This is a genomic window from Arthrobacter sp. SlRoot2-15 (assembly GCF_059739345.1).
On record NZ_AP046058.1, the window covers coordinates 2,232,995 to 2,254,949 of the forward strand.

General features: G+C 67.1%; 19 protein-coding genes and 1 pseudogene. 15 read left to right on the top strand and 5 right to left on the bottom strand.

The genetic code is table 11. From position 1 onward, the window contains the following. Positions 1 to 46 precede the first annotated feature (46 nt). Complete coding sequence (locus AC6I9V_RS10195) at positions 47 to 1,621, top strand: FRG domain-containing protein (RefSeq protein ID WP_497899333.1); 1,575 nt, start codon at positions 47 to 49, stop codon at positions 1,619 to 1,621. A gap of 110 nt (positions 1,622 to 1,731) precedes the next feature. Here the strand turns inward: AC6I9V_RS10195 and AC6I9V_RS10200 are convergent, their stop codons facing one another. Continuing rightward, positions 1,732 to 2,370, bottom strand: a complete 639-nt coding sequence (locus AC6I9V_RS10200) for a GntR family transcriptional regulator (protein ID WP_497899334.1) — start codon at positions 2,368 to 2,370, stop codon at positions 1,732 to 1,734. Between the two features lie 141 nt (positions 2,371 to 2,511). Between AC6I9V_RS10200 and AC6I9V_RS10205 the strand changes: the two genes are divergently transcribed. Then, positions 2,512 to 3,243, top strand: coding sequence for an alpha/beta fold hydrolase (locus AC6I9V_RS10205; RefSeq protein ID WP_497899335.1), 732 nt, complete (start codon positions 2,512 to 2,514; stop codon positions 3,241 to 3,243). Between the two features lie 23 nt (positions 3,244 to 3,266). Here AC6I9V_RS10205 and tcuA read toward each other — a convergent pair whose 3' ends face one another. The 3 genes from tcuA to AC6I9V_RS10220 form a co-directional block, all read right to left on the bottom strand. After that, the gene (tcuA, locus tag AC6I9V_RS10210; protein ID WP_497899336.1) at positions 3,267 to 4,733 is read right to left on the bottom strand and encodes an FAD-dependent tricarballylate dehydrogenase TcuA; all 1,467 of its coding nucleotides are present in this window, start codon (positions 4,731 to 4,733) and stop codon (positions 3,267 to 3,269) included. A 179-nt stretch (positions 4,734 to 4,912) separates the two neighbouring features. Continuing rightward, positions 4,913 to 5,335, bottom strand: coding sequence for a universal stress protein (locus tag AC6I9V_RS10215; RefSeq protein WP_497899337.1), 423 nt, complete (start codon positions 5,333 to 5,335; stop codon positions 4,913 to 4,915). Positions 5,336 to 5,411: 76 nt separating this feature from the next. Then, positions 5,412 to 6,071, bottom strand: coding sequence for a GntR family transcriptional regulator (locus tag AC6I9V_RS10220; protein ID WP_497899338.1), 660 nt, complete (start codon positions 6,069 to 6,071; stop codon positions 5,412 to 5,414). Positions 6,072 to 6,384: 313 nt separating this feature from the next. Here AC6I9V_RS10220 and AC6I9V_RS10225 point away from each other — a divergent pair, with 313 nt between their 5' ends. From AC6I9V_RS10225 to AC6I9V_RS10285, 13 genes and pseudogenes are all read left to right on the top strand, one after another. After that, positions 6,385 to 7,503 carry a PrpF domain-containing protein gene (locus AC6I9V_RS10225; protein WP_497899339.1) on the top strand — a complete coding sequence of 373 codons (1,119 nt, stop codon included), beginning with the start codon at positions 6,385 to 6,387 and terminating at the stop codon, positions 7,501 to 7,503. Between the two features lie 34 nt (positions 7,504 to 7,537). Beyond that, complete coding sequence (locus AC6I9V_RS10230) at positions 7,538 to 8,635, top strand: ABC transporter ATP-binding protein (protein WP_497899340.1); 1,098 nt, start codon at positions 7,538 to 7,540, stop codon at positions 8,633 to 8,635. Beyond that, entirely contained in the window at positions 8,632 to 10,407 is a 1,776-nt protein-coding gene (locus AC6I9V_RS10235) for an ABC transporter permease (protein ID WP_497899341.1), read from the top strand. The genes AC6I9V_RS10230 and AC6I9V_RS10235 overlap by 4 nt, the downstream gene beginning before the upstream one ends. Before the next feature lie 37 nt (positions 10,408 to 10,444). Beyond that, positions 10,445 to 11,560, top strand: coding sequence for an ABC transporter substrate-binding protein (locus AC6I9V_RS10240; RefSeq protein WP_349413366.1), 1,116 nt, complete (start codon positions 10,445 to 10,447; stop codon positions 11,558 to 11,560). A gap of 300 nt (positions 11,561 to 11,860) precedes the next feature. After that, positions 11,861 to 13,306, top strand: coding sequence for an SLC13 family permease (locus AC6I9V_RS10245; protein ID WP_497899342.1), 1,446 nt, complete (start codon positions 11,861 to 11,863; stop codon positions 13,304 to 13,306). Between the two features lie 213 nt (positions 13,307 to 13,519). After that, a complete protein-coding gene (locus AC6I9V_RS10250; protein ID WP_497899343.1) occupies positions 13,520 to 14,908 on the top strand; it encodes a sigma 54-interacting transcriptional regulator in 1,389 nt (462 codons plus the stop codon). Positions 14,909 to 14,999: 91 nt separating this feature from the next. Further along, the gene (locus AC6I9V_RS10255; RefSeq protein WP_497899344.1) at positions 15,000 to 16,937 is read left to right on the top strand and encodes a vWA domain-containing protein; all 1,938 of its coding nucleotides are present in this window, start codon (positions 15,000 to 15,002) and stop codon (positions 16,935 to 16,937) included. Between the two features lie 237 nt (positions 16,938 to 17,174). Then, complete coding sequence (locus AC6I9V_RS10260; RefSeq protein ID WP_497899345.1) at positions 17,175 to 18,032, top strand: phosphatidylinositol-specific phospholipase C/glycerophosphodiester phosphodiesterase family protein; 858 nt, start codon at positions 17,175 to 17,177, stop codon at positions 18,030 to 18,032. Between the two features lie 38 nt (positions 18,033 to 18,070). After that, positions 18,071 to 19,123 (top strand): hypothetical protein, encoded by a 1,053-nt coding sequence (locus AC6I9V_RS10265; protein ID WP_497899346.1) that lies wholly within the window; start codon positions 18,071 to 18,073, stop codon positions 19,121 to 19,123. Between the two features lie 146 nt (positions 19,124 to 19,269). Beyond that, positions 19,270 to 19,593 (top strand): YciI family protein, encoded by a 324-nt coding sequence (locus AC6I9V_RS10270; RefSeq protein WP_497899347.1) that lies wholly within the window; start codon positions 19,270 to 19,272, stop codon positions 19,591 to 19,593. Continuing rightward, a pseudogene (locus AC6I9V_RS10275) lies at positions 19,590 to 20,824 on the top strand (RNA polymerase sigma factor). Before AC6I9V_RS10270 ends, AC6I9V_RS10275 begins: the two are co-directional and overlap by 4 nt. 87 nt (positions 20,825 to 20,911) lie before the next feature. Next, positions 20,912 to 21,253 carry a YciI family protein gene (locus AC6I9V_RS10280; RefSeq protein WP_497899348.1) on the top strand — a complete coding sequence of 114 codons (342 nt, stop codon included), beginning with the start codon at positions 20,912 to 20,914 and terminating at the stop codon, positions 21,251 to 21,253. A 15-nt stretch (positions 21,254 to 21,268) separates the two neighbouring features. Next, positions 21,269 to 21,616, top strand: a complete 348-nt coding sequence (locus tag AC6I9V_RS10285) for a hypothetical protein (RefSeq protein ID WP_497899349.1) — start codon at positions 21,269 to 21,271, stop codon at positions 21,614 to 21,616. Here AC6I9V_RS10285 and AC6I9V_RS10290 read toward each other — a convergent pair. Next, positions 21,613 to 21,873 (bottom strand): hypothetical protein, encoded by a 261-nt coding sequence (locus AC6I9V_RS10290; protein WP_497899350.1) that lies wholly within the window; start codon positions 21,871 to 21,873, stop codon positions 21,613 to 21,615. The two genes, AC6I9V_RS10285 and AC6I9V_RS10290, sit on opposite strands and share 4 nt — an antisense overlap. Between the last annotated feature and the right edge of the window lie 82 nt (positions 21,874 to 21,955).

Here is a 21,955-nt window from a genome sequence, read left to right on the forward strand (position 1 = left end):
CTTCGTCCACCGTGAATCGTCCCCTATTGAAGGATAGGTTAGTTCGGTGAGCAAAGCAGATGAAACTGGTGATGGGGAAGCCGCCGAAACAGACGAGGGGCGCCCAAACCCTTCGGTCGATCAGATAAGGCCGTTCACAAGTGCGGCCGACTTCGCTGGCGTGCAGGCGGCGATGAAGTCTTTGGCTGATCAGGCTGCTCCTTTGAGTAGTGCGGCCGACTTCGCTGGCGTGCAGGCGGCGATGAAGTCTTTGGCTGATCAGGCTGCTCCTTTGAGTAGTGCGGCCGACTTAGCTGGCGTGCAGGCGGCGATGAAGTCTTTGGCTGATCAGGCTGCTCCTTTGAGTAGTGCGGCCGACTTAGCTGGCGTGCAGGCGGCGATGAAGTCTTTGGCCGATCAGGCTGCTCCTTTGAGCCGTGCGGCTAACTTCGCCGGTGTGCAAAGGACATTGAAGGCCATCGCCGAGCAAACGGAGGGATTCGGCGCCCTCGATAGGATGGCAGAAATTAGCCCGATCTTGGAAACACTCAGGTCGTATTCAGGGAACTTATCGGCCGCTCGCGCCTTGGGCTACAGGCCGCTTAAAGAAGCTGCGCAAAAACCGTCCTTCGTCTACTCAAGAGAGATGACATCTCACGCCTCGTACTTTGAGCAATGGGAGATGGAGGTGGACAGTTTCGATGAGTTTCTCACGGCAGTAAACCGGCTCTGTAGAATGCATCCGGGGTTCACTTTCCTTTGGCGGGGTCAGGCCGATGCAGACTGGCCACTTCAGAGCTCACTTTTTAGAGCGATCTGGAATGCAAAGGGTGTCCAATCGCCGGGCCATAGCCGTCGAACAGCTGAACCGTTCCCCACTGAGGACGACATGGTTAGGGCTGAAGCAGACATTCTCGCCTTTGTGCGAGAATATTGGCGGTTTGAGGATCTCGGGGCTCTTTCGACATTTGCGCGCTTACAGCACTTCGGTGCTCCGACTCGGTTGCTCGACGTTTCACGTAACCCCCTCATCGCTGCTTGGTTTGCGACGGCTAAAGAGGAAGAGACCGAGGAACGCGACTGCCGCATATTTGCCCTGGCAACGGGCACGCTCCCCGGTAGTGAGCTACAGAAAGCTACGCAAGACACGAGTAGTCGTGTTGACTCGGCCGACGCAGCTTCCCCAATGCCTTTCTGGCATACGCTTCACAACGATAAGCTTCGGGCAGAGTACGAGTGGGGAACCGGCAGGGTTCGGCGGTTTTGGATTCCGCCCCACTACGAGAGTCGGATTGCCGCGCAGAACGCCGGTTTCATACTGGACGGCGTACCCCTTGCTTCCCCAGATCTCGATCGGCAATTTCATAAGAGAGGCACTGAAACGCCTTGGACATACGGGGACAGGCTCGCTAGTGCTTCTATTACTACCCGGTTCTCGCGGCCCAATCAGCCAGTCGGAAGGCGTATCGCGACAGCGCTCCCGCCCAGCTTCACCTTTCGTATTTCGGCTCGAGCTAAACAGGAGATTCGAAAATCTCTAAGTGACCACTTTTCGTACAATTTTGCCTCGATATACCCCGACATCCAGGGCGCCGCCATGGCCATGGGCGGCCGCCTGCGTGAAATCTTTTCTGACAGTTAGTACGTGACCGGCGTGATGCCTTGCGAACACAACGACTTCGGCCTAGGGCCGTGGCGGCTGCTTCCCCGCGGTCTCCGTGACAGGCGCGGTCATATTGTAGGTGGCCAGTCCTACAACCGCTGCGGGTCCTCGGCGTACATCTGCAGGCGGATTTCCAGCGCCTCGGTCATGTGGCGGGCGGCGATGTCGCCCGCCACAGTCGCGTCGCCGGTCTCGATCGCCGTCACCAGAGCATCGTAGTCGGCCAGCACCGCGTCCCAACGGCCCGGGTGGGTGAGGGTGGTCAGCGTGTAGCGGCGCACCTGCTGGTCCAGGCCGGTCAGCAGCCGCATCAGTGAAGGGCTGTGGGCGGCGGTCCAGATAAGGCCATGGAACTCACGGTTTGCCTCGGCCAAGGCCGGCCCGTCGTCCGGATCCAGCGCCCGCATGCTCTGGTACTTGGCCCGCAGCAGCCGGACGTCCAGGTCCGTCCGCTTGCGCGCCGCCTTGGCCGCAGCCGCCTCCTCCAGCACAATCCGCGACTCGTAGATGTCCACGATCTCCTCGGCCGTGTGCGTTCTGACCGCCAGGACCTTGCCGCGGCGCTCCAGCAGGCCGTCCTGCTCCAGCCGCTGCAGCGCCTCGCGGACCGGGGTGCGGGATGCGCCGTACCGCTCCGTCAGCTTGACCTCGGTGAGGGTCTCCTCCGGCGTGATCGCCGAACTCAGGATGTCCTCCCGCAGGCGGCTGTAAACCGACTTCTCCAACACCGTGCACGCTCCTCACCGGGGCCCGGACCTGACGTCCACGGCAACCATCCGGGTTCCCATCACCCAGCTCGCAGTATACATTTGCATTCAATTGCGGCGCCGGAGTTCTGACCGCCGCACCAAGGCACCGAAGGAGCGTCCATGCCCGCCGATATCCTGCTGGTCCACGGAAGCATGCTGGGCGCCTGGTGCTGGGACGACACCATCGCCAAACTCGCTGCCCTCGGCACCGAGGCAGCCGCCTTCGACCTTCCGGGCCACGGCGACGACGGCACCCCGCGGGACACGGTGACTGTCGCCGACTACGTCGCCGCCGTGGTGAAGCACCTGGACGCTGCCCCCGAACCCGTGGTCCTCGCCGGGCACAGCATGGCCGGGTACCCCATCGCCGCCGCGGCCCTGCAGCGCCCGGACAAAGTCCGGCGCCTGGTCTACTTCAGCGCCCAGGCCCGGAAACCCGGCCACTCCTGGGCGGACACACTGGACCCCGGCATCCGTGAGACCTACGAACGGGAAGCCGCCGAGCGCGGGGACGGCAGTTACGTGGTCCCCGATGACGTGGTGGCCTCCCGCTGGCTCTCCTCGCTGGACCCGGACGACCCCGCGGTCCGGGCCATCCGCACCCGCCTCACCCCGCAGCCAGCCGGGCCGCTCTTCGAACCGTGGACCCTGCCCGCCGGCGCCCTCGAGGGCGTCCCCGTGACCTACATCTGGCCCGAGGACGACCGGCAGAACACCGAACGGCGGATGCGAATGTCCCTCTCCAACCTCCCGGCCTCCACCCGGCTGGTCACCATGAGCGGAGACCACTGCGCCATGCTGACCAACCCCGCGGGCACCGCCGCCGCCCTCCACGCCGTCGTCGCCGGGTAGCGGCGCCCGGTTCCTGAAAGGGTCTAGGCGACGGACCCGGCCCGCCGGCCGAACACCGCCCCGGCCGCCAGCCCGCTGCCGCCCGGGTAATTGCCGCTGAACAGCCCGCCCAGGGCCTCGCCGCAGGCCAGCAGGCCCGGGATGGGCGCGCCGTCGTGATCCAAAACCCGGCCGTAGGTGTCCGTCTTCAGGCCGCCGAACGTGAACGTCACCCCGCAGGTGACGGGGAAGGCGTAGAAGGGGGCGTTCTCCAGCGCCAGCGCCCAGTTGCTCTTGGGCGGCACCACGGCGGCCGCGCGCCCGTCCTTGACGTTCGGGTCAAAGGGCCGGCCGGTGTCGATGCCGGCGTTGAACTCGGACACCGTGCGTTCCAGCCCGGCCGAATCGATGCCCGCCCGCTCGGCCAAGGTGGCCAGGTCATCGGCGACGATCACCGAGACGCCGGGCATCTCGTACTCCTCGGCGCGCAACATGGGCCGGGTGGTGGAGTCGAACAGCTGGTACGCAACGGCTCCGGGCTGCTGCAGGATGTCCCTGCCGTAGCGGGCATAGGTGTAGTTGCGGAAGTCCGCGCCCTCGTCCACGAAGCGCTCGCCGCGGCGGTTGACCACGATGCCCAGCGGGTAGCCGCCGCGGGTCAGCTGGTTAGTCAGCTCAAAATTGCTCTCATTCTCGGCAAAGCCGGCATCCCAGGCGACGCTGTGGCAGGTGGACCAGTCCCCGCCCTGCGCAGCTCCGGCGTCCAGGGCGGCGCGGATCATCTCGCCGGTGTTCCCCGGGGTGCCGCGGACCTTCGCGTTCTGCCAGCCCTCGCCCAGGTAGCGCTGCCGCATCTCCGGATTCGCTTCGAAGCCGCCGGAGGCCAGGATCACGGACTCCGCCCGCACCTCTCCCTCTACGCCGTCGCCGTCGCGGAACCTCGCGCCCACCACGCGCGCATCCTCGACGATCAGCCCGGTCGCGGCGTGGCCGTAGCGGACGCCGACGCCGGCGCGTTCGGCCGCCGCCACGTGGTCCTCCATCAGGCCCTTGCCGCCGCCGACGTTGCCGATGTGCAGGCCGCCCCAAAACAGGAACGATCCGTCCGGCCGGCTGTAGGCCTGGCGTTCGTACATCAGCCGGTACTTCAGCCCCTGCCGCTGCAGCCAGCGCAGGGTCCCGTGGCTCTCCTCCACCAGCACCCGGGACAGCTCCGGATCGTTCCGGCCACCCGAGACTTTCTCCAGGTCCGCGAGGTAGTCCTCCTGCGTGTACGGCGGCACCTCGGTGACGGCGTGCCGTTCGTCGGGCTCGACGACGTCGGCCAGGTCTTCCGGCCCGCCGTGCGGGATGCGGGTGGCGCCCGCGGTGTAATAGCTGTTGCCGCCGGCGCGGGCCTTCTCCGCCTTCTCCAGCAGCAGCACCGAGCGGCCGTTCTCCGCCGCGGCCAGTGCCGCCGTGAATCCGGCGTTGCCGCCGCCTACCACCAGAACGTCTACATTCTTCACCATTTCAGACTCCATTCTCGCTGTTGAATACGAATGTATACAACAGAATGCAATTAGACAAGGGGTGGCGCGAAGTATTGCGGGGAAGTGGTGGTGGCGCAAGAAACGCAGCAGGGAGCCCGACCGTATCCGGCCGAGCTCCCTGCTGATCCCGCCGCACCGCCGCTACGGGCGCGCTGTGCTCAGTTGGTTTTGGCGATGAAGACGTCGCACGGTGCGTTGTGGGCAACCGTGTTGGCCACGCTGCCGAGGACCCTTCCCAGGCCCTGCATCCGGCGGTTTCCCACGACGATGACCTTGGCCTCGAGTCGTTCGGCCTCGCTGATGAGGACCTCGTGCGGCTTCCCATGCGCGGCGGTGTAGGTGGTGGAGACGCCCGATGCGCCCAGCAGCAACGCCACGCGCTGCGCCACCTTGGTCGCCTGCTCGGCGTCGGAGACGGTCCAGTCCTCGCCCGCGATTTCCAATACTTCGGTCTTGTCGCTCGCGTACGCGGTGACGACATTGAGGGTTGCGCCCATGGCCGAGGCCAGGTCCGCGGCGGTACGCGCGGCCCGCATGGCTGTTTCTGATCCGTCGACGCCGACGATGACGATGCCTGACACTGGTCGATCTCCTTCTTTGGGTACTCATGGCGGTGCTCCCGGACGCCCTGCGGGCACCGGGTGACCTGCAGGGGTCTTACGGCGCAGGGATCTCCTGTGCGTCGATGTACATCTCGATCCGGATGTTCTTGGCAACTTCCAGGTGGGCACTGGCGATCTTGCCGGCCCGCTCTGCGTCGCGGTCGCGGATGGCGGCCACCAGTTCCTCGTGTTCCTTCAGCACCTGATTCCAGCGAGCCGGCGTGGCCAGGGTGGTGCCGGGGTAGCGGATGAAGTGGACCAGGATGCGGTCGAGCAGATCCAGCAGCGCGGCGCTGTGGCTCGCTGCCCAGATGCGCTCGTGGAAGGTGCGGTTCACGGCGGCCAGCTGGGCCGCGGTGGCCTCCTCGAACTTCAGGTCCACCATGCTCTGGTGGGCGCGCTCGATCAGCATGAGGTCCATGTCCGTGTGCCGCAGAGCTGCCGTCTTGGCGGCGGCTTCCTCCAGGAAAGAGCGCACTTCGTAGAGGTCCAGCATCTCCTCGGGCCGGTACTCCCGGACCTGCATTCGGGACCCGATCCGCTCCACGAGGCCCTCGGTTTCCAGGCGGCGCAGGGCTTCCCGGATAGGGGTGCGGGACACGTTGTACTTCTTGGCGAGCGCGCTCTCCACCAACTGGGCCTTCGGCGGGAACTCCTGGGCAATGATCGCGTTGCGAATCATCAGGTACGGACTCATGAGTGCCGGATTGCTCATCGCTGGTTTCCTCCTTGTGGCAGCAGCTGTTGTGAACATCAGGCGGTCCTGATTCAACTCAACATACAGTCGCAGGTCATTTTAACACACGGTATACATTCTCCGCGTTCGGTCGACACGGAAGGAGCGCCTCCCCCGACTTTATGTCACGGTTCGGTAACTGGTGTGTGCCAACACACATTTTTGTTGCTCGCTTCTCCAAAACGGTATACATTCGACCGAAAGCGAGGACAGTTCCTCAAAACTGTACCGAAAGTGCTTCAAAGATCGACCGGTACCAACGACGGTACGCAGGAACCATTGAGGAGACACCATGACCAGCCCCACCGGCACGGTCCAACTGGGGAAATCGGACTCCCCACGAACGTCAGTAATTCAAGTCCCGGCCGCCCTGGTCCGCGGCGGGACCAGCAAGTGCTGGATCTTCCGCCAGAGCGACCTGCCGGCGGACACCGCGGACATCGAACGCCTGCTGATCCGCACCTTCGGCTCACCGGACCTCCGCCAGATCGACGGCGTCGGCGGCGCATCCTCCACCACCAGCAAGGCGATCATCGTCGATGACCTCGGCTCGGCCGACGGCGTGGTGAACTACCGCTTCGCCCAGGTGGCGATCGACAACCCCTCGGTGGAATGGGACAGCAACTGCGGCAACTGCGCCACGGGCCTGGGACTGTACGCGCTGCACGCCCGGCTGGCGACACCGGCCGACGGCGTCTCCCGCGTCACGATCGTCAACACGGTCACCGGGCTCAGCCTGGTCTGCGAGGTCCCCACCCCCGGCGGCGAGGTCCCAACCTACGGGGCGCGGCAGATCCCGGGGCAGTATTACCCGGGAGTGCCGGTGGACATCATCTTCGAGAGCAGCAGCTGGACCAGTTTCGAGACGGAAATGCCCACCGGCCATGCCGTCGACGAGGTCACCGTCCAGGGACGAACCTTCCACGCCACCCTGATCGACGCCGGCGCCCCGGCGGCGATCTTCGATCCACGCGATTTCGGCTTCACCGGCCGGGAAAGCGCGGAAGAGCTGGAGGAACTGGTGGCCCTCGCACCGGAGCTGCGGTCCGCCGCCGCCAAGGTCATGGGCATCCCCAGCCACCTGACCTCCATTCCCAAGGTTGGCATCGTAGGCCCGCCGCCGGCAGGGGAGACGGGCGTCTCCGCACGGATGATCTCCATGGGCGCCCTCCACCCCGCCATCGGCCTCACCAGCGCCGTCGCCATCGCCGCCGCCTCCGGACGTGCGGGGTCCGTCGTCGCGAACGCCGCGGTTGCCCAGCCGGACCATAACGGCGAAAACAGTTTGGCGATCCACCTCCTCAACGGCGCGACCAGGACGGCACTGGACGCAGCGGTTCCCACCAAGGTCGCATTCCAACGGTCCGCCAGGGTCATCAGCGAAGGAACAGTGCTCGTCCCCGGCGACTGACCGGGCGGCAGGCTTACATTCACAAGGACGTGTCATGAAAATCAGCATCCAGAATTTGCAGCTCAAGTACGGCGATTTCGTCGCCATCGAGAACCTCAACCTAGACATCGGCGACGGCGAGGCCCTGGTTCTCCTGGGTCAGTCCGGCTGCGGCAAGACCAGCACCATGCGCTGCCTTGCCGGCCTGGAGGAACCCAGCTCCGGCCGGATCATCATCGACGACGTCGTGGTGTTCGATTCGGAAAAGGGCATCAACCTGCCGCCGAACAAGCGCAACGTCGGCATGGTCTTCCAGTCCTACGCGGTGTGGCCGCACATGACGGTCTTCCAGAACGTCGCGTACTCCCTGAAGCTGCAGCGGCTCTCCAAGTCCGAAACCCAGGACCGGGTCATGGAAGTGCTCACCATGGTGGGCCTGGAGAAGTTCGCCGACCGCGGCGCCAGCCTCCTCAGCGGCGGCCAGATGCAGCGCGTGGCCCTGGCCCGCAGCCTGGTGATGCGCCCCAGCGTACTGATGCTTGACGAGCCGCTGTCCAACCTGGATGCCCGGCTCCGTGACCGCCTCCGCGTCGAACTCCGCGAGATCCAGCTGCGCCTCGGCCTGACCTGCGTCTACGTCACCCACGACCAGCATGAGGCCTTCGCCCTGGCGGACCGCATCGCGCTGCTGCAGGGCGGAAAGATCGTCCAGATCGGCGGTCCGCGGGAAATGTACGAGTCCCCGGCCAGCGCCTCGATCGCCCACTTCCTGGGCGTCTCCAACGTCATGGACTGCGAGGCCGTGCCGGCGGCGGACGGCTCCGCCACCGCCAAGGTTGCCGGCCACGGCCTCACCATCCACTCCGCCCAGCGCGCCGCCACGGCCCCGCAGCAGATGAAGGTCTGCATGCGCGCCGAAGACCTCCAGATCAGCTCCCGGCCCACGACGGCGCCCAACGCCTGGCAGGGCAAGGTCATGGTGGCCGGCTTCCAGGGCAACGACGTGCGCTACGCCGTCGAACTGGAGGGCGGCCTGGAACTGGACGCCCTCGGCACCATCAAGCGGGGCGAACAGCACGAGGTGGGCGACTTGGTCTGGGTCAGCATCGACCCGTCGCAGGTCCAGATCCTCCCGGCGGAGGTGCTGGTATGAGCCTCAAGACGCCCCTGGCGGACCCCGTCATCACGGCCAGCCCAGCCCCCGTCGCCTACCGCGGGACCAAGGCTCTGGGGAACCTGCGCAAAAGCACCCCCGCCATGGTCATCATCGCGATCCTGGCCGTACTGGTGCTCCTGCCGCTGGCGCTGGTGCTGCTCGCGGCGTTTTCCGACGCCGTTCCCCGCCCGGGCAACATCTCCCTGGGCGGGCTGACGCTGGACAACCTGATCCTTCTGGCCAGCCCCGAAGCCCTGGGGGCGCTCGGCAACTCGCTCATGGTGGGCGCCGGATCGGCCGTGGTGGCACTGGTCATCGGGGCGTTCCTGGCCTTCGTCTGTGCCCGCACCGACGCGCCGCTGCGGAAGTTCATCTTCTTCATCGGCATGGCCCCGATGTTCATCCCCGCCCTGGTCGGTGCCCTGGCCTGGTCGCTGCTGTCCTCCCCGAGCGCCGGCTACCTGAACATCCTGCTCCGCGACCTCGGCATCGACTTCATCCTCAACATCTACAGCCTGCCGGGGCTGATCTTCGTACTCGGGATCTTCTACGCCCCGTACGCCTTCCTGCTGATGCACAGCTCGCTGTCCATGATGAACGCCGACCTCGAAGAGGCCGCCACGGTCCACGGGGCCACCCTGAAGACCATGCTGCGCACCGTCACGCTGCCGCTGGCACTGCCTGCCGTCCTCGGGTCCGCCATCCTGGTCTTCGCCCTGACCATGGAGAACTTCCCGGTGGCCCAGGTGATCGGCAACCCGGCCGGCATCGACACCCTGCCCACCTACATCTACCGCCTGATGAGCGCGACGCCGGCCAAGAGCAACCAGGCCGCCAGCATCGCCATCGTCCTGACCGCTGCCCTGCTGATCATCACGGTGGTCCAGCAGCGCATTATCAACAAGCGCAAGTTCACCACGGTGACCGGCAAGGGCAACCGGCCGCGCCAGGTCCCGCTGCGGAAGCTGCGCTGGCCGTTCACCATCATCGCCCTCGCCTATTTCGCCGTCGCCGTCGTCCTCCCGATGCTGGCGTTGCTGGCAGCGTCCATGCAGGCCACCCCGTTCGTGGCCTCCATCTCCCAGCTCTTCGAGACCGGGGCGATGAGCTTCGCCAAGCTCGCCGACGTGCTCGGCTCCCACGATTTTCAGCTGGCGCTGCGCAACAGTGTGATGGTGGCCCTCCTGGCCGCCATCGCGGGCACCACGCTGAGCTTCGTCGCCTCCTACGTCCGCTACCGGACCAAGTCGCGCCTCGGCCAGCTGATCGAGCTGATCGCGATGACGCCGCTGGCGGTTCCCGCCATCGTTATGGGCATCGGCCTCCTCTGGACCTGGCTGCTGCTACCGGTTCCGGTCTACGGAACGCTGGCGATCCTGGCGATCGCCTGCGTGGCGGTCTTCCTGCCGCAGGGTTACCGGGGCATCTCGGCGTCGATGCTGCAGATGGACCAGGACCTGGAGGACAGCGCCGTTATGCTCGGCGCCCGGCGGGCCAAGGCGATCGTCTCGGTCACCCTCCCGCTGATGCGCGTCGGCATCACGTCCTCGTTCCTGCTGTTCCTCATGCTCTCCATGCGTGAGCTCAGCGCCTCGATTTTCCTCTTCACCTCCAACACCCGGATCCTCTCGATCCTGGTGTTCGACAACTTCGACAACGGGCAGAGCCAGGCCGCCGCGGCCGTCAGCGTTCTGTACATCGTCGTGATCGCCGTGCTGGCGGTGATCGCCCAGAAGGTGGGCGCCGACCGCAAGCTTGGCGCCAAGTAACGCTTCCCAAACCACACCATTTGAAAGGGTCTAAACAATGAAGTTAGCGTCCAAAATCCCCCTGCTCGGCCTCGGCGTCGTCCTCTCGCTGAGCATGGCCGCCTGCGGCGGCTCCGCCCAGGGCACCAGCGTTGTCACCGCCACGGCGGAGGTGAAGACCGACGACGGCCTGGTCATCAACGGCGAAAACATCGCGGACAAGGCCACCTATGACAAGGCCAAGACCCAGACGCTGAGCCTGTATTCCGGCTACACCGAGTCCTCCGAGAGCGCCCTGGTGGCGGCCTTCACCAAGGACACCGGTATTAAGGTCAATGTGGTGCGCCTGACGCCGAACAAGCTCGCCGAGCGCGTCCAGTCAGAGCAGGGCGCCGGCAAGCTGGGGGCGGACGTCATCCGCACCTCGGACTACCGGATCGCCAAGACCCTGGAGGATGCGAAGGTCTGGAAGGCCTACGATGTGCCGGGTGCGGCGCAGTTCAAGGACGTCTCGATCGACGGCGGCCAGTTCACCCGCATGTTCAACTCCGTCTACACGCTCGGCTACAACACCCAGCTGGTCAAGGAAGCGGACGCCCCGAAGTCCTGGGCCGACGCCGTCAGCGGCAAGTGGCAGGGGAAGCTGGGCATCGTCCAGGGCGGCTCCGGCGGCAGCACCGCGTCCTTGAGCCGGTTCATGGAAACGAAGATGGGCTCGGACTACTTCGCCAAGTACGCGGCGCAGAAGCCCACCATCTACGACTCCCTTGGCGCCGAGGCCACCGCGCTGGCCCGCGGCGAGGTGGCGGTGGGAACCGTCACCATCAGCGGCACAAACATCTCCGCCGTGCAGGACAAGGCTCCGGTAAAGTTCATCGTCCCGGATGAGGGACTCGTGGCCTACGACTACTACCTGGGCATGGCCGGGTCCGCCACGAACGTTGAGGCGGCCAAGGTGTTCATGAACTACAACCTGTCCAAGCAGGGCCAGAAGGTTTTCGCACAGCTGGGCGAATACCCGGCCCGGACCGACGTCGAGCCGCCAACCATCATGGGTATCAAGCTGCCGGCCGCCGACTCCGGCAAGGTCTACCGGATGGCCAACTCCGACGCGACCACCTTCGGCAAGGACGACCTGGCCAAGTGGAACAAGGTCTTCGGCTACAGCAAGTAACCCGCAAACTGCCCGGGCCCTTGGGCCCGGGCAACGGGCCGCAGCGGGGCGGCGAATGATGATCACCGGGATCATCGCCTATTCGCAACGTGCGCCGCCCCGCTGCACCAACCCGCGGTCCCTGAGCGTCCGGCCGTAACTAATCCGCGCAGACTCCCAGCGCCGGATATGCTCTACCAAGCCGCTGCAGTCACCCTCCGTCGCCGAGCAAGGGTTCCGGGTCCGACCCTGCGTGAGCCGGCCGACGACAGCGCTGTAAGCGGCTGTCTCGGTGTAGCCGTTCTCAAGGAGGAGACCAAGGTGACTAAGACCGCGCAGCGCGCTGCTGCTCCTGTGGGCGACAGCCCCGGCAAACGTCCGCGGCGCACCGCCCCTCGGCGCCTTATCCTGCTGATGGCTGCGAGCGTGCTCGCTGTCCTGGCTCTGGTTTTCCTCGTGCTGGGCGGAGGCAGCTTCCAGCCAGCGTCCGGCGCGAAACCGGAGGGGACCATGACCGCCGTCCAGATCATTCCCCTCGTCATCCTCGTCGTGATGTTTGTCGTCGCTACTAAGTGGCCGTTGAACATCGGCGTCATGGGGCTGGTCGCATCCTTCGGCGTCGGGTACTTCCTGCTCGGCATGACCGACAAGGAGATCCTGGCGGAGTTCCCCGCCAGCATTGTCCTGACGATCATCGGGGTGACCTATTTCTTCAGCATGGCCCAGCGGAACGGCACCATCGACATCATCGTGCAATCCTGCGTGCGCCTCGTCCGGGGCAAGACCATGGTCTTGCCGTGGGTGTTCTTCCTCATCGCGGCCGCGTTGACGTCGCTGGGCACTTTCTCTCCGGCCGCCGTCGCGCTGCTGGCACCGGCGGCCCTGGGTTTCGCCTACGAATCGCGCATCCATCCCGTGCTGATGGGCGCGTTCATCATCAACGGAGCCCATGCTGGCGGCTTTTCCCCGTTGTCCGTGGCCGGCGTGCTGGTCCACGACGTCGCGCTGAAGAACGGCTTCCCTATTTCCCAAGGGGCACTCTTCACGGCGAGCTTCGCCCTCAACCTCATTCTCTCCGTCCTCACCATTGCCGTCTTCGCCCTCCTGGGCAGGCTGCGCGATGGTGAGCAGGGGCAGCATACGGCTCTCGACGCAACCCGTACCGCTCGTCCCCACGGCCAACAGATCCTTACCCTCGTGCTGATCGCCATCATTCTGGTGTGCACCCTTGGGTTCCACCTGCCGATCGGCTTTGTCGCCCTGTCTGCCGGCCTCCTGCTGGCCTTGGTCAACATCAAGGAACACCAGACGTTCATCGGCGGCATCTCCTGGTCCACGGTCCTCCTTGTGGCCGGCATGATCACCTATGTCTCCCTGCTCCAGCACGTGGGCGTCATCGACACCCTTGCCAAGCAGGCCTTGGCACTCGGCGCGCCATTGCTGGTCGCCCTGGTCCTCTGCTACGTAATCGGCGTCAGCTCAGCCTTCGCCTCCTCCACGGCACTGCTGACAGCGTTCATCCCCCTTGCCGGTCCGCTCCTGGCCACCAGTTCGTTGAGCGCTTCCGGAGCAGTTGCGGCGCTGGCTATTGCTGCCACCGTTGTGGATGTCTCCCCGTTCTCCACTGACGGTGCGCTGGTGGTGGCCAACGCAAGCGAGAGCGACCGGCACCGCGTCTACCGCCAGCTCATGATCTACGCAGGCGGCGTCGTGCTGGTCGGCCCGGCGCTTGCCTGGGCCCTGCTGGTACCCACCGGCATTATGTGATCGTTCCTGTGGGTCCCAGATAGGCATGGCGACCTGTCCCGTGGGCCCTGTGGGCCGACGGGGGCGGGCAAGACCACGCTGGTGGACCTGATGATGCGGTTCTGGTGCTCGACGCCGGGCGGGGGCTGGTCCCTGCCCGAGCGTGCGAGGGATGGGGAAATCGCGGAGTGCTAGGGGGTGCCATGGTCTCGAGGCGAGGTCTACGGTGGAGGAGTGAGTGATCGCCCCGAAATCTTCACTGTTGGTGAACTGCGTGCCTCCGGCCACGTCCACAAGGACCTGCGCCGCGAAATCCGCGACAACCTGCTCGAAGCGCTCGCCGCCGGCCGCGACCCCTGGCCCGGGATGTACGGCTTCGGCCGGACCGTCCTGCCCCAGCTCGAACGTGCTCTGCTGGCCGGGCACGACGTCGTCCTGCTCGGCGAACGCGGGCAGGGCAAGACCCGGCTCCTGCGCACCCTGGCCGGGCTGCTGGACGAGTGGTCGCCGGTGATCGAGAACTCGGAACTGAACGAACATCCCTACGAACCCCTCACCGAGCACTCACGCGCCCGCGCCCTCACCGAGGGGGACCGGTTGCGGGTGGCGTGGCGGCACCGCTCGGAACGGTACGTCGAAAAGCTCGCGACGCCGGACACCTCCGTCGCGGACCTGATCGGCGACGTCGACCCGATGCGGGTGGCCGAGGGCCGCCGCCTGGGCGATCCGGAAACCATCCACTACGGCCTGGTCCCGCGCTCCAACCGCGGCATCATCGCCATCAACGAACTGCCCGACCTCGCCGAGCGGATCCAGGTCTCCATGCTCAACGTGATGGAGGAACGCGACATCCAGATACGCGGCTACGTGCTGCGGCTGCCGCTGGACGTCCTTGTGGTCGCGTCCGCCAACCCGGAGGACTACACGAACCGGGGCAGGATCATCACCCCGCTGCGGGACCGCTTCGGCGCCGAGATCCGCACCCACTACCCGATCGAGCTCGACGACGAGGTGGCCGTCATCCGGCAGGAGGGCCACCTGGTGGCCGGCGTCCCGCCCGTCATCCTCGAAATCCTGGCCCGCTACACCCGGGCGCTGCGGCAGTCCCCGGCGATCAACCAGACCTCCGGGGTGTCCGCGCGGTTCGCCATCGCCGGCGCCGAAACCGTCGCCGCGGCCGCCCTGCGCCGGGCCAGCGTGCGCGGCGAGGACCAGGCCGTCGCCCGGATCATCGACCTAGACGCCGCCGTGGAAGTCCTCGCCGGGAAGATCGAGTTCGAATCCGGGGAGGAAGGCCGTGAACAGGACATCCTGGACCACCTGCTGCGGATGGCCACCGCCGAAGCCGTGCGGGCGCACTTCCACGGCCTCGACATGGGGGAACTCGTCGCCGCCCTCGACGGCCACACCACGGTCACCACCGGGGAGCTGGTCACCGCGCGGGAGTTCCTGGACAATCTCCCGTCGCTCAACGGATCCAGCCTCTACGACGACATCGGTGCCCGCCTCGGCGCGGAAAACGACGGGCAGCGCGCCGCCGCCGTCGAACTGGCGCTGGAAGGCCTCTACCTCGCCCGGCGGATTTCCAAGGATTCCGACGACGAGGCGACCGTTTACGGTTAGGCGCAGTCACGGCTAAGGAGGGCCCACGACCGCTCACCACCGGTCCCGGTACAGCCGCTACGCGGGCGGGCCCGATCCGCTCGCCCCGCCGGTGGACCTGGCGGAGGCGCTGGACGCCGTCGCCGAGGACGTGATGGCCGGGTACTCGCCCCGGCACGCCCTGCAGGAATACCTGCGCCGCGGCGGCCGCAACCAGGAGGGCCTGGACGAGCTCGCCGGCCGGGTCCAGCAGCGGCGCAAGGACCTGCTGGGCCGGCACAAGCTGGACGGCACGCTCAACGAAGTCCAGAAACTGCTGGAGACCGCTTTGCTGGAGGAGCGCAAACAGCTGGCCCGCGACGTGCGGATGGACGACACGGACCGCGCCTTCCGGGAGATGCAGCTGCAGAACCTGCCCACCTCCACGGCGGCAGCGGTCCACGAGCTCGCCTCCTACGACTGGCAGTCCAGCACCGCCCGCGAGGCCTACGAGCAGATCAAGGACCTGCTGGGCCGCGAAATCCTGGACCAGCGCTTCGCCGGCATGAAGGAGGCGCTCGAGGGCGCCACCGAGGAGGATCGCGCGGCGGTGGCCGAGATGCTGGTCGATCTCAACGAACTGCTCGACAAACACCGCCGCGGCGAGGACACCGACGCGGACTTCCAGGCGTTTATGGCCAAGCACGGCAAGCACTTCCCGGAGAACCCGCAGTCGGTCGAGGAGCTGGTGGACGCGCTCGCCCAGCGCGCGGCCGCCGCCCAGCGGCTCATGCAGTCCATGTCCGCCGAGCAGCGCGAGGAACTAATGCGGCTCTCCGCGCAGGCGTTCGGCTCGCCGGAGCTTATGGCACAGTTGGGCCAACTCGATGCGAACCTGCAGGCATTGCGCCCGGGGGAGGACTGGTCCGGCTCCGAACGCTTCGAGGGCGAGGAAGGGCTGGGACTCGGCGACGGCACCGGAGTGCTGCAGGACCTCGCCGAGCTGGACGAACTCGCCGAACAGCTCTCCCAGTCCTACAACGGCTCCCGCCTGGACGACCTGGACCTGGACGCCCTCACCCGCCAGCTGGGGCAGGACGCCGCGGTGTCGGCCCGCACCCTGGCGGAGATTGAGCGGGCCATGCACGACGGCGGCTTCCTGCAACGCGGCGCCGACGGCGACCTGAAGCTCTCCCCGCAGGCCATGCGGCGGCTCGGCCGGTCGCTGCTGCGGGACACCGCCAAGCAGCTCTCCGGCCGGCAGGGCCGCCGGGACACCCGCGTCGCCGGGGCGGCGGGGGAGCAGACCGGCTCCAGCCGGCCGTGGGAGTTCGGCGACGCCGAGCCGTGGGACGTCACCCGGACCATCACCAACGCGATCCGCCGCACCATCGCCGACGGCGGCGACCCGCGCCACGGGCTGCGCCTGGCCGTGGACGACATCGAGGTCACCGAAACCGAGGCGCGCACGCAGGCCGCCGTCGCCCTGCTGGTGGACGTGTCCTTCTCGATGGCCGCCGAGGGCCGCTGGGTGCCGATGAAACGCACTGCGCTCGCACTCCACCACCTCGTCTCCACCAAGTTCCGCGGCGACCGGCTGCAGCTAATCAGCTTCGGCCGCCACGCGCAGACCATGGACATCGGCGAGCTCACGGCCCTGCCCGCGTTCCGGGAGCAGGGCACCAACCTGCACCACGGGTTGCTGCTGGCCGGCCGGTTCTTCCGCCAGCACCCGTCCATGCAGCCGGTCCTGCTGGTGGTGACCGACGGCGAACCCACCGCGCACCTGGAGTCCGACGGCGAATCCTGGTTCTCGTATCCGCCGGACCCGGAGACAATCCGCGTCACGGTGGCCGAGCTGGACCGGCTGGGCCGCGCCGGCACCCAGGCCACGTTCTTCCGGCTGGGCAATGACCCCGGCCTGGAACGTTTCGTCGCCCGGATGGCCCGCCGGATCGACGGCCGCGTCGTGGCGCCCGACACCGGCGACCTGGGCGCCGCCGTCGTCGGCGAGTACCTCCGCGCGCACTTCCGCGGCCGGGCGTTTGGTGAGGAGGACTGGGCCGGATAGGGACTCACCGCGCGGTTGAAGCCATGACTTCAATACTGAATTTTCGACGCCGACGCGCGAACTCTGAGGCGTGCCGGTCGTTCGGACCCGCGCGCCAATGGTCCTTCCCAGTTCACCCGTCAGCAACCATCCCGCCTGCCGTCGTTCTCCCGCAGCCAGCAGTCTTTTCACGAACCCCCTTTTTGCCCGGCAGGTCCCCCGCCGGGCGGAGAATCCGCTGCACGCAAGGAGTACTCCGTGTTCGTGAAAAGCACCCTCGCCGCCGTCGCCGTCCTTGCCTCCCTGGCCGGGACAGCGGCAGCCCCGGCCCCGGCGGAGGCAACCAAGCCGGCCCCCGTCGTAGTCGGCCAGCCGCTCGCCCAGGCGCACGCGCACAATGACTACGAGCATGGCCGTCCCCTGTTCGATGCGCTGGAGCATGGCTTCACCAGCGTGGAAGCGGACGTGTGGCTGGTGGACGGCGAGCTGCTGGTGGCCCACGACCGGGCGGGGGTCCGGCCCGGCGTCACGCTCGAGAGCCTCTACCTCGATCCGCTCGAGGATCTGGTCCGCGGCCAGGACCACAGCGTCTACCCGCATTGGGACGGCAGCCTGCAGCTTCTGATCGACATCAAGAGCGACGGCGAATCCACCTACGCCGCCGTCGAGCAGAAACTGGCCGAGCACCGCGACATCATGAGCCGCTACAGCCACGGCAGCACTAAGACCGGCCCGGTCACCGCGGTCATCAGCGGAAACCGCCCGCTGGCCACCATGCAGGCGCAGGAGACGCGCTTCAGTTTCTACGATGGCCGCTCCGCGGACCTCACCTCCGGAAAGCCTGCCAGCCTGATGCCCCTGGTTAGCGACAATTGGACCAAACTCTTCATCTGGCAGGGCGTGGGCCCCATGCCGGAGGCCGAGCGCGCCAAACTGCGCGCCTACGTGGCCGACGCGCACGCCAACGGCTACCGCGTCCGCTTCTGGGCCACCCCGGACCTGCCCGGCCCCGCACGCGACGCCGTCTGGAACGAACTCTTCGACGCCGGCGTGGACCACATCAACACTGACGACCTCGCCGGGCTGCAGCAGTTCCTGACCGCCCGCCGGGCCTGAGCCGCAAACCCCCGACCCCGCCACAGAGGAGCACCGCCATGCCTTCAAAGACCATCACAACGACGACGGCGGCAGCCGTCCTGGCGCTCGGCCTCTTTGCGTCCCAGCCCGCCACCGCCGCCGACAACAACGCCAATGGCACCGCCGACAGCCAAGCGTTCACGTTCGGCGTGATCGGCGATATCCCTTACGGCGACGCCGAAATCGCGAAGTTCCCCGCACGCATCCAGGACATCAACGCCGACAGCGCACTGAAGTTCGTCACCCACGTGGGGGACATCAAGAACGGCTCCTCGGTCTGCTCGGACGAGTACTTCGGGAAGATCCGCGCGCAGTTCGACACCTTCGAGCACCCGCTGGTCTACACCCCGGGCGACAACGAATGGGTGGACTGCCACCGCACCAACAACGGCGCCTACAACCCGCTGGAACGGCTCGACAAGCTGCGGGATGTCTTCTTCGACGAGCCCGGCAAGACCCTAGGCGCCACCATGCCGGTCAAGACCCAGGCGGACCTCGGACTGCCGGAAAACGTCCGCTTCACCCAGAACCGCGTGGCGTTCTCCGTGCTGAACATCCAGGGCAGCAACAACTCGCTGCAGCCGTGGACCGGCCTAGGCAAAACCGCCGCCACGCCCGAGCAACTGGCCGAAGTTGAGCACCGGACGGACGCCGTCCTGGCCCAGATCCGCACCACCTTCGCTGACGCCGAACGCCGCAACGACCGCGCCGTCGTCCTGATGACCCAGGCCGACATGTTCGACCCGTCCCAGCTCTCCGCCGCGACCGCCAACCCGGACACCGTGTCCGGCTTCCGCGAAATCGTGCAGGCCATCATTGCCGAAACGAACAACTTCGACGCCCCGGTTTACCTCATCAACGGCGACAGCCACGTCTTCGCCGAGAACCAGCCGCTCGCGAAGGGCTCACCCTGGCTGGACGTCTACGGCCAGCCCGCCGCCGACGACCTGCAGCGCATCACCGTGGACGGATCCGCCAACGCCACCAACTACGTCAGGTTCACCGTCGCCGGCAACAGCGCCGCCGGCGCGGACGTTCTGGCTTGGGAAAGGGTCCCCTTCAGCCGGTAGGCGCCGGACGGAACCGGACGACGGCGGGAGGCCTTTGCCCATGTTGGGTGCGGGCTGCTGCCATTTCCTGTCGAATCGGGGCAGAGTTGTTCGTAGTAGAGGTGAGCGGCCGCCCGCGAGGGGCGCCCCAAACCTAAGGAGATGACATGCAGTTCTTGCTTTCCGTGATCCACGACCAGCTGGAGCTCGCGCCGTCGGACGAGATGGCGGCGATCGACGTGTTCAATGACCGGCTCCAGGCCGAGGGCCACTGGGTCTTCGCCGGCGGGTTGGGTTTCCCCGACACGGCCACCGTCGTGGACAACCGGGGCGATTCCTCGGTGGTCACCGACGGGCCCTTTGTGGAGTCGAAGGAGTATCTCGCCGGCTTCTGGATCGTCGAGGCCCCCGACCTCGACGTCGCCCTCAAGCTCGCCGCCGAGGGGTCGAAGGCCTGCAACCGGAAGGTCGAGGTGCGGCCGTTCCTGTGACCGGAACCGACGCCGGCGGCGCCGTCGCCCAGGCCTACCGGGAGAACTGGGCCCGGGTGGTCGCCGCCCTCACCCGCCGTTTCGGCGACCTCGACCTCGCCGAGGAGGCGGCGGCCGAGGCGTTCGCGACCGCCGTCGAACGCTGGCCGTCAGACGGCGTCCCGCCCAACCCCGGCGCATGGCTGACCACCACGGCCAAGCGCAAGGCCATCGACCGGCTCCGGCGCGAAAACAAGCGCGACGGCAAACACCAGGAGGCCCAGTTGGTGTTCGACGACGACCCTCCGAGCCGCTCGGCGCCGTCGAGGACGACCGGCTCCGGCTGATTTTCACCTGCTGCCACCCGGCCCTCGCCTTGCCGGCCCGCGTGGCGCTGACCCTGCGGATGGTGGGCGGGCTGACCGTGCCCGAGATCGCGCGGGCCTTCCTGGTGCAGGAGAGCACCATGGGGCAGCGGATCACGCGTGCGAAGGCCAAGATCAAGGCCGCGCGGATCCCGTACCGGGTGCCGGTCGCGGAGGACCTGCCGGGCAGGGTCTCCGGCGTGCTCGCCGTGCTCTACCTGGTCTTCAACGAGGGTTATCTGGCGACGGGCCCCGGCGTCGACCCGGTCCGCTCCGACCTCACCGCCGAGGCCATCCGGCTCACCCGCCTGCTCCGGACCCTGATGCCCGACGACGGCGAGGTGGCCGGCCTGCTGGCCCTGATGCTCCTGACCGAGGCCCGCAGTGCCGCCCGGATCTCGGCAGCCGGCGTGCTGGTGACCCTCGACGAGCAGGACCGGGGTGCCTGGGATGCGTCGCTGATCGCCGAAGGCCACGGCCTGGTGCGTGAACGGCTCGCCTCCGGACTGGCTCCGGGGCCGTACCAGCTCCTCGGGGCCATCAACGCCGTGCACACCTCGGCCGTCGATTTCCGTGGCACCGACTGGTCCCAGATCGTCGCGCTCTACGACCAGCTGGCGGCCCTCGACCCCTCGCCGATTGTCGCGCTCAACCGGGCCGTGGCGGTGGGGGAGCTGGACGGGCCGCAGGTGGCGCTCACCGCCGTCGACCGGCTTGAGGCAGACCTGGCCGGGTACCACGCCTTTTACGCGACCCGAGCCGAGCTGCTACGGAGGCTGGGCCGCATCCCGGAGGCGCGTGCGGCGTATGGGAAAGCCATTGAACTGGCGGGAAACTCCGCCGAGGCGGCCACCCTGAGGCGCCGCCGGGAGCAGCTGGGATCCTGAACCGGACCCAGCCAGAATCTTGCGCGGCACTGCGGCGTCCGCGAGGATGAACGCCATCCCCCGTCCTGCGAAGAAGGAGCTTACCCGATGACGAAGTACCTGATCTCGTTTCCAAGTGCCGCCATGGTCTTCCCCGAGGAGGAGCTGCAGGCCGTTGCGGACGCGTCGCACGCCGTCGTCCAGGAGGCGAAGGACGCCGGCGTCTGGGTCGTCGGCGGCGGCATCGACGAGAGCATTCCGCCGGTCATGGTGGACGCCGACGGGACCGTCCGCGAGGGCACCTACCCACAGACAACGCAGCTCGAAGGTGGCTACTCTGTGCTGGAACTGCCGTCCTACGATGCGGCTGTGGAGTGGGCGGCCAAGATCGCGGCCGCCTGCCGCTGCTCGCAGGAGGTACGCGCCTTCCAATACGACCCGGCCAGCTGACCGGGACTTTCAGTCATGGAGCCGATGGATTGCCTGGTCATTTACGTCCCCACCGACGCAGCTCACGCCGTCCGGCAGGCGATCGGCGACGCCGGGGCTGGCAGGCTGGGCAACTACTCGCACTGCTCGTTTAGCGCCGAAGGCACCGGGCGCTTCATGCCGTTGCCGGGCGCGCACCCTGCCATCGGCGCCGTCGGTTCCCCCGAGGAAGTTCCGGAAACGCGGATCGAAGCCATCTACCCGCGCTCCCGGCGCGACGCCGTCGTCAACGCCGCACTGTCCGCGCACCCCTACGAGACGCCGGCGTTCATGACCTTCCCCATCGACGCCAGCCTGCCCGCTGGGTCTCGGCCGGAGGCTTAGGGCTCCTCGAGGATCAGAATGGTGTCCGGCCGGACGCCGTCGAATTTCATGGCTTCGGCCGCCTCCGGCGTCGCCATGATGCGCTGGAACGCGTCCAGGTCCGGGACCTCGGCGATCAGGCCTACGCGCTGGCTCTTGGCCGGGTCGGTGAAGGTCCGAACCGTAATGCCCAGGGGGCCGAAGACTTCCTCGCGTTTGGGTGACTTGAGCCAGTGTTCGACGTCGTCGACTTCATGGAAAATCAATAGTGTTGGCATCACTCGCCTCTGCTTTCTGGGGCTGCGCCAGGAGCCGAGCAGGTCAAGGGGCCGTGTCCGGACATCCCGATCACGCTGAACG